This window comes from Thioclava sp. ES.031 (assembly GCF_002563775.1).
Classification (GTDB): Bacteria; Pseudomonadota; Alphaproteobacteria; order Rhodobacterales; family Rhodobacteraceae; genus Thioclava.
Genome location: NZ_PDJO01000001.1, coordinates 1,853,782 through 1,866,798 on the forward strand (window position 1 = coordinate 1,853,782; position 13,017 = coordinate 1,866,798).

General features: G+C 64.9%; 12 protein-coding genes and 1 other RNA gene. 7 read left to right on the top strand and 6 right to left on the bottom strand.

Annotation, left to right across the window (positions count from 1 at the left end):
• The first annotated feature begins 70 nt into the window (after positions 1–70).
• Genes AXZ77_RS08955 through AXZ77_RS08965 form a run of 3 tightly spaced genes read left to right on the top strand, consistent with a single transcriptional unit; the run spans position 71 to position 4,378 of the window.
• The gene (locus AXZ77_RS08955) at positions 71–1,102 is read left to right on the top strand and encodes a cysteine synthase A (RefSeq protein WP_098410883.1); all 1,032 of its coding nucleotides are present in this window, start codon (positions 71–73) and stop codon (positions 1,100–1,102) included.
• Positions 1,099–3,648 carry a DUF3772 domain-containing protein gene (locus AXZ77_RS08960; protein ID WP_098410884.1) on the top strand — a complete coding sequence of 850 codons (2,550 nt, stop codon included), beginning with the start codon at positions 1,099–1,101 and terminating at the stop codon, positions 3,646–3,648. Before AXZ77_RS08955 ends, AXZ77_RS08960 begins: the two co-directional genes overlap by 4 nt.
• Positions 3,632–4,378, top strand: coding sequence for an alanyl-tRNA editing protein (locus AXZ77_RS08965; RefSeq protein WP_098410885.1), 747 nt, complete (start codon positions 3,632–3,634; stop codon positions 4,376–4,378). Before AXZ77_RS08960 ends, AXZ77_RS08965 begins: the two co-directional genes overlap by 17 nt.
• 141 nt (positions 4,379–4,519) lie before the next feature.
• Here the strand turns inward: AXZ77_RS08965 and fumC are convergent, their stop codons facing one another.
• From fumC to ssrA, 5 genes are all read right to left on the bottom strand, one after another.
• Positions 4,520–5,914 carry a class II fumarate hydratase gene (fumC, locus tag AXZ77_RS08970; protein ID WP_098412493.1) on the bottom strand — a complete coding sequence of 465 codons (1,395 nt, stop codon included), beginning with the start codon at positions 5,912–5,914 and terminating at the stop codon, positions 4,520–4,522.
• 96 nt (positions 5,915–6,010) lie between these two features.
• Positions 6,011–6,412, bottom strand: a complete 402-nt coding sequence (locus AXZ77_RS08975; RefSeq protein ID WP_255266447.1) for an ester cyclase — start codon at positions 6,410–6,412, stop codon at positions 6,011–6,013.
• Positions 6,413–6,416: 4 nt separating this feature from the next.
• On the bottom strand, positions 6,417–6,881 hold the full coding sequence (locus AXZ77_RS08980; protein WP_078541119.1) for an SspB family protein: 465 nt from the start codon (positions 6,879–6,881) through the stop codon (positions 6,417–6,419).
• 154 nt (positions 6,882–7,035) lie between these two features.
• A complete protein-coding gene (locus AXZ77_RS08985) occupies positions 7,036–7,461 on the bottom strand; it encodes a nuclear transport factor 2 family protein (protein WP_098410887.1) in 426 nt (141 codons plus the stop codon).
• Positions 7,462–7,557: 96 nt separating this feature from the next.
• Positions 7,558–7,913, bottom strand: a transfer-messenger RNA (tmRNA) gene (gene ssrA / locus AXZ77_RS08990).
• An 89-nt stretch (positions 7,914–8,002) separates the two neighbouring features.
• On the opposite strand from ssrA, the gene AXZ77_RS08995 reads away from it, so the two are divergent.
• From AXZ77_RS08995 to AXZ77_RS09010, 4 genes are read left to right on the top strand one after another with little or no spacing between them, the layout of a single operon-like run.
• Entirely contained in the window at positions 8,003–9,349 is a 1,347-nt protein-coding gene (locus AXZ77_RS08995) for a glycosyltransferase family 1 protein (protein ID WP_098410888.1), read from the top strand.
• A gap of 34 nt (positions 9,350–9,383) precedes the next feature.
• The gene (locus AXZ77_RS09000) at positions 9,384–9,572 is read left to right on the top strand and encodes a hypothetical protein (RefSeq protein ID WP_098410889.1); all 189 of its coding nucleotides are present in this window, start codon (positions 9,384–9,386) and stop codon (positions 9,570–9,572) included.
• Positions 9,569–10,714, top strand: coding sequence for a glycosyltransferase (locus AXZ77_RS09005; protein WP_176536003.1), 1,146 nt, complete (start codon positions 9,569–9,571; stop codon positions 10,712–10,714). Before AXZ77_RS09000 ends, AXZ77_RS09005 begins: the two co-directional genes overlap by 4 nt.
• A complete protein-coding gene (locus AXZ77_RS09010) occupies positions 10,711–11,721 on the top strand; it encodes a sulfotransferase family 2 domain-containing protein (RefSeq protein WP_098410891.1) in 1,011 nt (336 codons plus the stop codon). The genes AXZ77_RS09005 and AXZ77_RS09010 overlap by 4 nt, the downstream gene beginning before the upstream one ends.
• Before the next feature lie 19 nt (positions 11,722–11,740).
• Here AXZ77_RS09010 and AXZ77_RS09015 read toward each other — a convergent pair whose 3' ends face one another.
• Positions 11,741–12,922, bottom strand: coding sequence for a hypothetical protein (locus AXZ77_RS09015; protein WP_255266448.1), 1,182 nt, complete (start codon positions 12,920–12,922; stop codon positions 11,741–11,743).
• Positions 12,923–13,017: the final 95 nt, after the last annotated feature.

Consider the following 13,017-nt stretch of genomic DNA (forward strand, 5'->3'; position numbering starts at 1 on the left):
GCGCGCGCCGCGTCCTAAGTCTGATTTCAACGGCCCCGTTGGGGGTTACTCGATACGGGAGGAATGCGCGATGCGTATCTGCAGCGATCTGGCGTCGGCGGTGGGAAATACCCCGCTCATCAAGCTCAGGAAGGCATCGGAAGAGACCGGCTGCACGATCCTCGGCAAGGCGGAATTCCTCAATCCCGGCCAATCAGTGAAAGACCGTGCGGCGCTCTACATCATCCGTGACGCGATTCAGCGCGGTGAGCTTGCGCCCGGCGGCACGATCGTCGAAGGCACGGCGGGCAATACCGGCATCGGTCTCGCGCTCGTGGGCGCCTCGATGGGCTTCCGCGCGGTGATCGTGATCCCCGAGACGCAGAGCCAGGAAAAGAAGGACATGCTGCGGCTGGCGGGGGCCGAACTGGTGCAGGTTCCGGCCGCGCCCTATCGCAACCCCAACAACTACGTGCGCTATTCCGAGCGGCTCGCGAAAGAACTGGCCAAGACCGATCCGCATGGCGCGATCTGGGCCAACCAGTTCGACAATACCGCGAACCGGCAGGCCCATATCGAGACGACCGGCCCCGAAATCTGGGATCAGACCGGCGGCAAGGTCGACGGTTTCATCTGCGCGGTGGGCTCGGGCGGCACGCTCGCGGGCACCGGCATGGCGCTGCAGCCCAAGGGCGTGAAGATCGGCCTCGCCGATCCCGACGGCGCGGCGCTGCACAGCTATTACACCACGGGCGAGTTCAAATCCGAGGGCTCCTCGATCACCGAAGGCATCGGGCAGGGGCGGATCACCGCCAATCTCGAGGGCTTCACCCCGGATATGAGCTTCAACATCCCCGATAGCGAGGCGCTGCCGGTGGTGTTCGACCTGCTGCAGGAAGAAGGCCTCTGCCTTGGCGGCTCCTCGGGGATCAATATCGCGGGCGCGATGCATATGGCGCGCGAGCTGGGCCCGGGCCACACGATCGTGACGGTGCTGTGCGATTACGGCAACCGCTACCAGTCGAAACTGTTCAACCCCGACTTCCTCAAGGGCAAGGGCTTGCCGGTGCCGGAATGGCTCGACCGGGCTCCGCGTGAGATGCCGGAGGTCTTTGAGGGATGATCCTGCGTCTGGCGCGTCTGCTCTTGCTGGCCGTCGCGCTGGCGCTCCCCGGGATTGGTTTCGCGCAAAGCCCCGAAGTGCCCGATTACAAGGCCTGGGAAAAGACCGCGAGCGAAGCCGAAAAGATGGTGCAGGCCGATCAGGCCCAACGCCCGGCCTTCGACAAGATCCGGCAGGAGGTCGTCAACTGGCGCGAGAAGTTCAAGGCGGCCGAGGATATCAACGCCAGCCAGATTTCGACCGTCAAAGCGCAGATCGAAGCGCTCGGGCCCCCGCCTAAGGAGGGCGAGAGCGAGGATCAGGCGATTGCCGACCGGCGCAAGAAGCTCAACGATGAGCTGGCGCAGTTGCAGTCACCGGGGTTGCGCGCGACCGAGGCCGCCAGCCGCGCGGATTCCATCGTCGCCAATATCGACCAGCTTTTGCGCGCGCGGCAGACCGACAAGCTGTTGCGGCTGACACCCTCACCGCTCAATCCGATAAACTGGCCTGAAGGCGTAAAGGTGCTCACCGGGCTGACCTCCGAGCTTGCCTCCGAGATGGGGCAGCAGCTCGATCAGCCGGACCCCTACGCCAATGCGCGCAACAACGCCCCCGCGATCGTGGGCTTGCTGCTGGTGGCGCTTCTGCTGGTGCTGCGCGGGCGGGTCTGGATCGACCGGCTGGCCGATGCGATGGAAGCGCGGCTTGCGCGCAACGCGCAGCGGGTGATCGATTTCATCGTCTCGCTCGGCCAGCTTTTGCTGCCGATTGCCGGGATTGCGCTGCTCGAGGCCGCGCTGGTGCAGACGGAGCTGTTCGGCTCGCGCTGGATAGAATTGCTCATCGCCATAGGCGTGGTGCTGAGCGCGGCGTTCGCGGCCTTCTGGCTCTCGGGCCGCATCTTCCCGCGCAATGACCGGCAGGCCGCCCCCTTCACACTGCAAAGCGAGCGGCGCCGCGAAGGACGGGTGCTGACGATCTCGCTGGCGGTGTTCGCAGCGATCCAGGGCCCGTTCGGCGACTGGCTTGTGGCTCGCGGGCAGGACGTGTTCGAGGCCAGCGCGAAAACCGCCAAGGAGATCGACGCGGCGGGGCACACGCTCGATGCCGGTTTCGGCGTTCTGGTCTTCCCGCTGCAGGTTCTCGCCGCGATCGCGCTGTTCCGCTTCGGCCAATTGCTGCGCCGTCACCTGCGCAACGAGACCAACGGGAGCGAGGAAGGCGCGTTTCGCGACCGGCTCGTGGGCGCGCTCGGCAATGCGCTGATCGGCGTCGCGGTGATCGCGCCGGTTCTGGGCGGGATCGGCTATATCAACGCCGCCAACGCGCTGATCTTTCCGACTATCGCGACGCTTGGGCTCATCGCGCTGGTTCTGGTGCTCCATCAGTTTTTCACCGATGTCTATGTTCTGGTCGCCCGGCGCGAGGATGACGGCCGCGACTCCCTGATCCCGGCGCTGATCGGCTTCCTGCTGGGCCTGCTCGCCATGCCGCCCGCGGCGCTGATCTGGGGCGCGCGCCCGGCGGATCTGGCCGAGATGTGGACGCGGTTCCAGAATGGCGTCTCGATCAGCGGGGTCACGATTTCGCCCGGCATCTTCTTGACCTTCGCGATCGTCTTCGTGATCGGCCTGATGGTGACGCGGCTCCTGCAAGGCGCGCTGAAGACCTCGCTGTTGCCGAAGACCAAGATCGACAAGGGCGGGCAGAATGCCATCGTCTCGGGGCTGGGCTATCTCGGGATCTTCCTCGCCGCGATCATCGCGATCTCCTCGGCAGGGATCGATCTGAGCTCGCTCGCCATTGTCGCCGGTGCGCTCTCGGTCGGTGTCGGTTTCGGTCTGCAGACCATCGTGCAGAACTTCGTCTCGGGCATCATCCTGCTGATCGAGCGCCCGATCTCCGAAGGCGACTGGATCGAAGTCAACGGCCAGATGGGGATCGTGAAGGCGATCTCCGTGCGCTCCACCCGGATCGAGACCTTCGACCGCACCGAAGTCATCGTGCCCAATGCGGACCTGATTTCGGGGCAGGTGACGAATTGGACGCGCGGCAATGTCACGGGCCGCCTGATCGTGCCGGTGGGCGTGGCCTATGGCACCGACACCCGCAAGGTCGAGAAGATCCTGCACGAGGTCGCCGCGAACCAGTCGCTGGTGATGATGAATCCCGAGCCGGTGGTGATGTTCAAAGGCTTCGGCGCGGACAGCCTCGATTTCGAGGTCCGCGTGATCCTTTCGGACGTGAACTTCATCCTCCGCGTCCAGAGCGAGATGAACCACGAGATCAATCAACGCTTCGCCGAGGCCGGGATCGAGATTCCCTTCGCACAGCGCGACGTCTGGCTGCGCAACCCCGAGGTTCTGCGCCCCAAGGAGGACGAGGCCAGAGAGGACGCAGCCGAGGCGGAGACCTCCGAGGACGAAAGCGAAGACGACAGCGACGCCAAGCGCCCCGTCACCCGCGCCGATTACGGCAAGCCCCAGCCCGGTGAAGGGCCCGAGGGGATGGAAGAGCAGCGCCACGACACTTCAGACGGAGAGGCCGATGCCGGAGACCGCTAAACAGCCGCAGCAGCAAAGCTACCGCATTCACCCCTATGCGCGCGATCTCGAGGTCCGGGTGACCGGGCTGACCGATGAGGGCGGTGTCTATTGCGCGGATTCGATCTTCTACCCGACCGGCGGTGGTCAGCCCGGCGACAGTGGCAAACTGGTCTGGGATGGCGGCGAGATCGAGATCGCAACGGCGGTGAAGGCCGAACCCGGTGCGCCCGGCGCGGTGATCCTCGTGCCCGCGGAGCCGCAGCCGCTGCCGCCCGTCGGCGCACAGGTCCAGCAGCATCTCGACTGGGAGCGGCGTCACCGTCACATGCGCGTCCATACCGCGCTGCACCTGCTGTCGGTCGCGATCCCGCTGCCGGTGACGGGTGGGCAGATCGGCTCAGAAAAGGGACGGCTCGATTTCGATATGCCCGAGCGGCCCGAGGATCTGGAGGCAATCGAGCGGCAGCTGAACGACTGGATCGCGCAGGACCTCAAGGTGGTCGAGCATTGGATTACCGATGCCGAACTCGACGCGCAGCCCGATCTGGTCAAGACTCTCTCGGTCGCGCCGCCCAAAGGTCAGGGCTGGGTGCGGCTGGTCGCGATCGGCGACGAGGCGGACCGGATCGACCTGCAGCCCTGCGGCGGCACGCATGTCGCCTCGACCGGCGAGATCGGTGGCCTCAGGATCGGCAAGATCGAGAAGAAGGGCAAGATGAACCGCCGCGTGCATCTTCATCTGGCCTGAGAGCTGCGGGCCGGGCAGGGGCGCTGCCCCTCTGCCTGCGGCATTCACCCCGGGATATTTGAGCAAGACGAAGGGGGTAGAGCCCCCAAAACGCAAAAGGGCGGCCACCGGGGCCGCCCTTCGTCATTCATGGGAGCTGGATCAGGCTTTCGGGCCGATCATCTGCTCGGGACGCACGACCTTGTCGAAGGTTTCCTCGTCGACGAAGCCAAGCTTGATCGCTTCTTCCTTCAGCGTGGTGCCGTTCTTATGCGCGGTCTTCGCGACCTTGGTCGCGTTGTCGTAGCCGATGGTCGGCGCGAGCGCGGTGACCAGCATCAGCGACTCGTGCAGCAGCTTCTCGATGCGCGGTTCGTTGGCCTCGATGCCCGCGACCATGTTGTCGGTAAAGGCCGAGGCGCTGTCGCCCAGAAGCTGCATCGATTGCAGCACGTTGTAGCTCATCATCGGGTTGTAGACGTTGAGCTCGAAATGACCCTGCGAGCCGGCGAAACCGACGGCAGCGTCATTGCCCATGACATGCGCGCAGACCATGGTCAGCGCTTCGGCCTGCGTCGGGTTCACCTTGCCCGGCATGATCGAGGAGCCCGGCTCGTTTTCCGGCAGGATCAGCTCGCCCAGACCGCAGCGCGGGCCCGAGCCCAGCAGGCGGATGTCATTGGCGATCTTGAAGAGCGAGGCGGCCACGGTCTTCAGCGCGCCCGAGAACATCACCATCGCGTCATGCGCGGCCAGCGCTTCGAACTTGTTCGGCGCGGTGACGAAGGGCAGGTCGGTGATCTCGGCCATGTTCGCCGCGACCGTCTCGGCCCAGCCCACTTGCGTGTTCAGACCGGTGCCGACGGCGGTGCCGCCCTGGGCCAGTTCGTAGATGTCGCCGAGCGAGGCTTCGACGCGCTCGATCCCCTTTTGCACCTGATGGGCGTAGCCGGAGAATTCCTGACCAAGGGTCAGCGGCGTCGCGTCCTGCGTGTGCGTGCGGCCGATCTTGATGATGTCCTTGAAATCCTCGGACTTGGCTTCCAGCGCCGCGTGCAGCTTGCGCAGACCGGGCAACAGCACGTCGCGCGTCTGCATCGCGATCCCGACATGCATCGCGGTCGGGAACGTGTCGTTCGAGGACTGCCCCATATTGCAGTGATCGTTCGGGTGGACCGGGTCTTTCGAGCCCATCTCGCCGCCGAGGATTTCGATCGCGCGGTTCGAGATCACCTCGTTCGCGTTCATGTTCGACTGCGTGCCCGAGCCGGTCTGCCAGACCACCAGCGGGAAGTTGTCGTCGAACTTGCCTTCGATCACTTCGCCCGCGGCCTCGATGATCGCATCGGCGATCTTCGCGTCCATCTTGCCCTGCGCCTTGTTGGCCATCGCGCAGGCTTTCTTGATCACGCCGAGGGCGCGGATGATCGGGACGGGCTGGCGCTCCCAGCCGATCGGGAAGTTCATGATCGAGCGCTGCGTCTGCGCGCCCCAATATTTGTCGGCGGGAACTTCAAGCGGGCCGAAGCTGTCGGTCTCGGTGCGGGTCGCGGTCATCTGGGCCTCCATGATTGCGCGCAATCTTTCGCTCGCACTGATAGGGCGCGCGGAGGGATTTTGCAACGGTATACGGAGGTATACTTGGGGTGGCTCTCAGATCTGTGCGGCGATCGCATCTCGGTCGATCAGGGAATGCACCTCGCGGATGCGGCCATCGGTGATGCGATAGAAGACATGTTCGTCGAAGGTCACGCGGCGGCCGTTCACCGGCAGGTCGAAGAGTGTTCCCGCGGGCGTGCAGTCGAAATGCAGCCGGGCGGCGATCACCGGCGGATCGGCCACGAGCGTTTCTGCGCGGAAGTGCAGGTCGGGGATCGCACGATGGTCGTCCTCGAGCATCGCTTGATACCCTGCGAGGCCGAGCGGGCGCGCGTTATGCGTGACCTCCGGATGCACGAACTCACAAAGACGCGCCCAGTCTTGAGCGTTCAAGCAGTCAAGATAGCCGTGATAGAGCGAGAGGAGCGTGTCGCGGTCCAGAGGCTCCGAAGCCACCGGGTTACTTGCGGAATTGATCGAGGCTGACGACCTCGGCCTCGCCACGCTCGGCGGGGGCGGCCTCTTCCTCCTCGGCCACCTCATCCTCTTCGATTTCGTCGTCTTCGTCATATTCCTGCGTCTCGAAACGCAGGCCGAATTCGACGGAAGGATCGACGAAAGTGGTAATCGCGTCGAGCGGCACGTAGAGCGGCTCGGGCGAATTGCCGAAATTCAGCGTGATCGAGAACCCGTCCTCGCCCACTTCGAAATTGTCATACCAGTTCTGGATGACGATGGTCATTTCCTCGGGGTAGCGCTCGCGCAGCCAATCGGCCAGCTCGGCATCGGGATGACGGGTGTCGAAGGTGATGAAGAAGTGGTGCTCGCCGGGCAGACCATTGGCTGCGATGTCGCTCAGCACTGTCTGGATCAGCCCGCGCATCGCGTGATGCATCAGGTTGCCGTAATCAATGGATTGCGTCATGGCCGGGTCCCTTTCTTCTCGGGCTAAGCATAGGGGATTCGTAGCGGGCCGCAAGGCGGGCAGAGCCGCGCGAAGGCTGACGTCGAGGGCATGTACCGGGTGCAGCGGCCTCGGATCCCGCGCAACCTTGGGGAGAACCTCACGGGGGCGGCGCTTATCCCAGCACTTCGCCCGACAGGCACAGCGCGACGGTGTCGCGCGGCATCATCTCCAACGCCTCGAAGAGCGCGATCACATCGTAATTATTATACGCCTCCACGATCCTGTCGCCGCGAAACCGCATCGTCAGTTGCCCGGTGAATTCCACCGCGCGCGCCGAGTGTGCCGATTTTCCAGCGATTTTGAGAAGTGTCCAAAGCCAGTCCTCCGTCTCGACATGGCGCAGCACGGTGATCTTGATATCCTGCAGATGCGCCCGCAACGCCGGCACCAGATCGCGAAACTCCTGCGGTCGCAATTCGAGCCCCGGCATCAGCCCATTGGTCTGCGCCTCGGCGTCGAACAGCCCGTCGACCTCGTCCAGCCGCCCCTCGCCCCATACGGCATGGAGCCACGTTTCGATCCTCGCAAGCCGGGACATCGCGCTCCTCCGTTTCCCGTCGGTCCTGGGGGCACCATGGCAGGCACGGATTTCAAACCGGTTAACGCCGGTCGCATCGCAAAAAAGAGGGGGGAAAGTGCAGGATTCTGTTGCAAGGCTCCTGCGGGCCCCGCCTTACGCGGCTAAGCGCAAGGAGTTAAGTTTCGGTTACCCGAGCTGCTTACGCAGCCAGAGCGACCGGAGCACGGTTGTCGTTGGCAACTGTACAAATCGCACCGATAACGGTGGTAGCTCACCGGGACAAAGCAAACATCTTTACACGTTCGTCGATCCTATTTCGGCCCCATTCTCCCCCAACGAGGGTTGATTGGTGGAGCCGCCGGGTACCGCCCCCGGGTCCGATCCGCTTATTACATGCGCGTTTATGCCCATAGTCCCCGTTGCCGGGAACGTCTTGGAATATAGGGGGAAGATCGGGGCGCTTCAAGGCGTCGGATGGGATGGATGCGCATTAACCGGACGTGAACTTGCCGTGCGCTATAGCTCGAGTCGGGTCAAGAACTGGCCACGGAGGGGCGCGATGCGCGACAAGTCGATCCTGATCGATCTCAGCACCAGCTATCAGTTCCGCCATTGGCGGCCGATGGGTATCTTGCGGGTGGAGCATGAGGTCTGGCGGGCGTTTGCGGCCCGGTTCGGGGCGCGCGCGGTGCCGGTGATCTATGACGCGGCGCGCGGCGGGTTTTACCGCATCCCGCAGGCGATCTTCGAGGAGGTCATCTTTCGGAACGGCTGTCAGCCGGAGGTCCCTTCACGCGCGCTCACCGCGCCGCGGCGCTGGCGCTCCTGGGCGCGGATCGGCCGGTTTTTCTGGCGCGCCCGGCGTCGGATGCGGGCTGTCGGGCAGGGCGGGCGATACGACGAGGCCGAAACCCGTGTGCGCCGCGAGAGTACCGTGGCGGAGGAATTGCTGCGGCTGAGCGGTGAGGAATTTGCCCTGATGCGCCGTGGGCTCGTGGCTCTGGAACGGGTCGCCCCGGGGATTGCGCCACGCATCCGGGCGCTCGATGCGCTCAATCACCGGGCGCATTACGGGCTGGTGCATACGGTCCACGACCAGATCTGCGCGGAGCGAAATCGGATCGCACCGGAAGAGGTGGGCGAGTATGTCTCTGCCGGCGGGTTCTGGGGCGATGCGCGCTACCGGGCCGCCTATGAGATGCGGGCGGCTCATGGGTGGCGGCTGAGCTATTACATTCATGACCTTATCCCGATCCTTTGGGGGCATGTCGCCGAACCCACGACGCGCAAGACCTTTCCGCCCGCGCTGCATTGGATGCTTTGGGGGGTAGATCGGGTCTGGACGAATTCAGAGGTGACGCGGCGGGATCTGCTCGCCCATGCCGCCCGCTGCGGCTATCCCGAGTTGCCACCGGAGAAAGTGCGCGTCGTGACGCTTGGCGCGGACGCGCTGCGCGAGACCGCGCCCGCCAGCGATCTCGCGGGGCTCTTCGCACATCGTGATCTGGAGCCTGGGGGCTACGTTTTGATGGTCGGCACGCAGGAGCCACGCAAGAACCATGATTTCGCTTATCGGCTCTGGCGCGAACTGGCTGCGCGCCGCGACCATATCATGCCGCTGGTCTGGGTCGGGCAGCCCGGCTGGTCGATCGGCCCGCTGCTTGACATGGTGCGCGCGGATCCCGGCCTGCCGCATGGCGCGATCCGCATCCTCGATGATGTCGACGACGCCGAGCTGCAGGCGCTCTATGCGCATTGCCGCTACACGATCTACCCGTCCCATTACGAGGGTTGGGGGCTCCCGGTCGTCGAGTCGCTTCTGCATGGCAAACCCTGTCTGACATCTGACGCGCCCGCCTTGATCGAAGCGGCGGAGGGCTGCGCGGAGGCGATCGGGTTTTTTTGAGGGCGAGCGCTGGCTTGCCCGGGCTGAGGCGCTGATGGAAGACGCGGCGGCCTATCGCGCGGCCTGTGCGCGAGCGGAGCGGTTCACGCCGCAAAGATGGGCCGATTTCCGAGCGGCGCTCACCGCCGGGTTCGACGCGGCCGGCGATGACACCTCCACGCGCGACCCTACATGGCCGCACCAGAAGCGCCAGCCGATCCCCTATCGCGAGGATGCCGCATGAAGATCGCAGCTTTGGGTCATTACCCGATCCACCGCCCGCTGCATGGCGGCCAACGCCGGGTCGCGGCCATCGCCCGGCAGGCGCGCGCGGCGGGCCACATCTTCCGCTACGTCCCGATCTACTCGACCCGCGGCTATCCCGACGGCTCGCCTGATGAGCGCCGCACGGCAGTGCCGGAGGCGCTGCTGCCGCGTCTTCACGATCCGCAGCGCCGCGAGGATCTCCATTTCTCCGACACGCTCAAAGATCATCCGCTGATCGAAGGCCTGATCAGGGAGCTGCGCGATTTTTCCCCCGATGCGGTGCAGTTCGAACATCCCTGGCTCTATCCGCTTTTTGCCGAGGCGTTGGACCGCGATCCGGTCCTGCGCCGCGCCCGGCTGGTCTATTCCGCGCACAACGTCGAGGCCGCGTTGATCGATCCGCATTGGCGGGCGGAGGCTGAGGCGCTCGAGGCCGCGCTCGTCGCGAGGGCCGATCTCACCGTCGCGGTCTGTGAGGCCGATGCCCGCCATTTTGCCGGTCTGCCGGGCGCGACAGAGGTGGTCGTGGCGCCAAACGGTTGCTGGGCGCCCGATCCCGAAACGGTCCCGTCCGCGCCACTCGATGGACCCTACGCGCTTGTCGCGGGCTCCGCCCATCCGCCGAACGCGCGTGGCTATTGGGCGTCTTTCGGTGAAATTCCCGGTTTCCTGCCACCGCGCAGCCGCCTCGCCGTGGCGGGCGGAATGACCCATCTGATCACCGCCGACGACCGCTTCCGCCGGTATGCGCAGATGAACGCGGAATTCGTCGCGCCGCTTGGCGTGGTGGCGGAAGAAACCTTGAGCGGCCTTCTGCATCACGCCCGCGCCATCTGCCTGCCGATCACCGAGGGCGGCGGCACCAATCTCAAAACCGCCGAGGCGCTTTTGTCGTGCAAACCGGTGGTCGCGATGCGCCCCGCAATGCGCGGGTTCGAAGAGGCGGAACGCCTCAGTGGCGTGCATGTCGCAGACGACCCGGAGCAGTTCCGCCGCCTGCTGCGCGATGCCATGACCGGCGCGATAGGTTCGCAGCGCCGCCCGGAAGAAGTGGCGCAATATGGCTGGCCCGCGCAGCTCGCGCCGTTGATCTCCCGTTACGAAAGTCTCGCCGCATGAAAGATTTACCTCCGCACACCGTCGCCTTTGCCGATCCCGATCTCGCCGCGCAGATGCAGGCCACGCCCGCCGCGATCGACACCTTGTTTCAGGCCTATCTCGGGCGGCCCGCGAAAGAAGCGGCGCAGAACGCGTTGAAGGAGCGGCGCGCGAGCGTCGCCGATGTCGAACGAGAGTTGCGGGGATCGGAGGAATATCGCCGCAAGGCGCGGCTGCTGCGCGATCACGATCGCAGCCAATATGATGGCGCGATGCTATATATTGCGCCCGCGAAGGCTGTGTTTTGCCCGATTGCAAAGGTCGCCAATACCTCGGTCAAGGATTGGGCGCTCCGACTGGTCGGCGACGGGCGGCCCGAACCCGGCATGTCGCATTACTGGCTCGATTCCGGGCAAAGCCGGATGCAGGCGCGCCATTGGGCTTTCGCCGCGCGCGACCGCGTCGATCACGCGCCGGACTGGGTCTCGGTCGCGCTGCTGCGCGATCCCGTCGACCGGTTGGTGAGCTGTTATTGCGACAAGTTCGGGCGCAACCGAATGCAGGACTCGGTGCTGCATCATACGCGCCCGGTCTACGCGTTCTTCGCGGGCGGGGGCGATCCGGACCGCGAGATGATCGAACGCGGATTGAGTTTTCGTCAGCTCTGTTTCTACATCAACGCCACCGCGCGCGAGGTGCAGGACAGCCATTGGGCCGCACAGTGGAGCTATTTGCAAAATCGCCGCTGGGACCGGCTGTTCGCGCTGGAGAAGATCGAGAGTTTCGAGAGCTTCCTGCGGGGTCGCCTGCCCGAAGAGCTTCGCGACATCCGGTTGGGGCTGACCAATGCCGCGCAAAAGGCGCGCGGGGGGGCGATCCATGATCTCTCCGATGCTCTTCCGGGAGAGTGGATGGGCGCGCGCACGCCACCCTACGAGGCGTTCCTGGCCGACGATATTCGCGGCTTTATCGGCGATTACTACGCGCTCGATGCACGGCTGCATGCGCAGGCGCTTTCCGAAAGTTAAGGAGCGGCGTCCCTGCGTATCAGTCGCCTTCCGCCGGAATGCCGAGAAGCGTGATCGCCACCCCCAAAGCGGCGAGCGCCCAGAACGCGTAGCGCTTCGTGCCCTCGGTCTGCAGCGCGGCGAGCACCGCCTGCAGCGTGTAATAGCCCGCGAAGGCGCGCGACGCGTAGGAGATGATCTGGAACAGATCGGTCGTCCAGGTCAGCGCGATCCCTGCGCCGATCAACACCGGATAGGCCGCTTTTTGCGGGATTTTCCCGCGCGAGAACTCCGCGATCAGTCCGCCCGCGCCCCCGGTATCGGCCACGGCGGCCGAGAATTGCGCCGCCAGCGCCGCAGCCACCAGCATCGCGGGCAGGATCGGAGCGACGACGCGCATCATGTCGATGATCGCGGTCTCGGTCAGGTTATGGGCGTTGGGCGTGAAGATGTAAGCCAGCAGCGCGATATAGACCATGTAGATCGCGGTCGCGAGCATCTGCGCCCATTTCATCGCGGCGACCCGGGTGTCGGCGTCATAGCTCTTGCCCAGATAGCGCGCGGTCTCGAACCCCTGCACGGTCACGATCAGGCCGAAGAGCAGCCGCAGCGAGTCCCAGGGCCCCAGCGTCGGCGCATCGATCACCAGATCGCCGGCGACGGCGACCTTTCCGAAATAGACCGCGAGCCCGAGGATCAACCCGGCGATGATCGCGAGTTTAAGCGCGACCGAGGCATATTCCATCTGTTCGAGCCGTTTGAACCCGCCAGAGAACCCGGCGATCGCGACCACGGCGAGCACGGTCGTCGTCACCGCGCGGGCGGCGAAATCCGTGTTCCACGGCGTGAGCGAAACGGCGAAAGCCCCGAACAGGTTCAGATAATAGGCGACCGAGATGACATAGGCGAAGGCGAGCGCCAGCTGCGCAACCTCTTCGATGCGCTTGATGACGGGCGTGTCGGGCACGTCCTCGGCGCGGATATTGGCGCGCACCGCCGCGCCGAAAAACCACCCCAGACCACACAAAGCCGCCATCGCGAGCGGGGCGAAACTGCCGTAGCGCACCTCGAGGATCGGTCCCAGCACCAGAAACCCCGAGCCGATGATCGACGCCAGCGGCGTCACCATCGCGCGCCATTTCGGGCGGTCGCGCAGCTGGGGCAGGAACATCGCGGCAAGGACGATCAGGGCGAGAAAGATAATGGCTGCGTTAAGGATCATAACTTGTCTCAAATGGTCGGTTGCACGCAGCTAGGGCGAGGGGGGCAATTAAAAAGGGCCGCGTCAGACGCGGCCCTTCGCTGTGATGTATTCGG

Bases quoted from the DNA above. Each gene is read 5' to 3' on its own strand.
- AXZ77_RS08995 (WP_098410888.1), top strand. From the start codon at position 8,003: ATGCGCGACAAGTCGATCCTGATCGATCTCAGCACCAGCTATCAGTTC.
- AXZ77_RS09005 (WP_176536003.1), top strand. From the start codon at position 9,569: ATGAAGATCGCAGCTTTGGGTCATTACCCGATCCACCGCCCGCTGCAT.
- AXZ77_RS08960 (WP_098410884.1), top strand. From the start codon at position 1,099: ATGATCCTGCGTCTGGCGCGTCTGCTCTTGCTGGCCGTCGCGCTGGCG.
- AXZ77_RS08955 (WP_098410883.1), top strand. From the start codon at position 71: ATGCGTATCTGCAGCGATCTGGCGTCGGCGGTGGGAAATACCCCGCTC.
- AXZ77_RS08985 (WP_098410887.1), bottom strand. From the start codon at position 7,461: ATGTCCCGGCTTGCGAGGATCGAAACGTGGCTCCATGCCGTATGGGGC.
- fumC (WP_098412493.1), bottom strand. From the start codon at position 5,914: ATGACCGCGACCCGCACCGAGACCGACAGCTTCGGCCCGCTTGAAGTT.
- AXZ77_RS08980 (WP_078541119.1), bottom strand. From the start codon at position 6,881: ATGACGCAATCCATTGATTACGGCAACCTGATGCATCACGCGATGCGC.
- AXZ77_RS09010 (WP_098410891.1), top strand. From the start codon at position 10,711: ATGAAAGATTTACCTCCGCACACCGTCGCCTTTGCCGATCCCGATCTC.
- AXZ77_RS09015 (WP_255266448.1), bottom strand. From the start codon at position 12,922: ATGATCCTTAACGCAGCCATTATCTTTCTCGCCCTGATCGTCCTTGCC.
- AXZ77_RS09000 (WP_098410889.1), top strand. From the start codon at position 9,384: ATGGAAGACGCGGCGGCCTATCGCGCGGCCTGTGCGCGAGCGGAGCGG.
- AXZ77_RS08965 (WP_098410885.1), top strand. From the start codon at position 3,632: ATGCCGGAGACCGCTAAACAGCCGCAGCAGCAAAGCTACCGCATTCAC.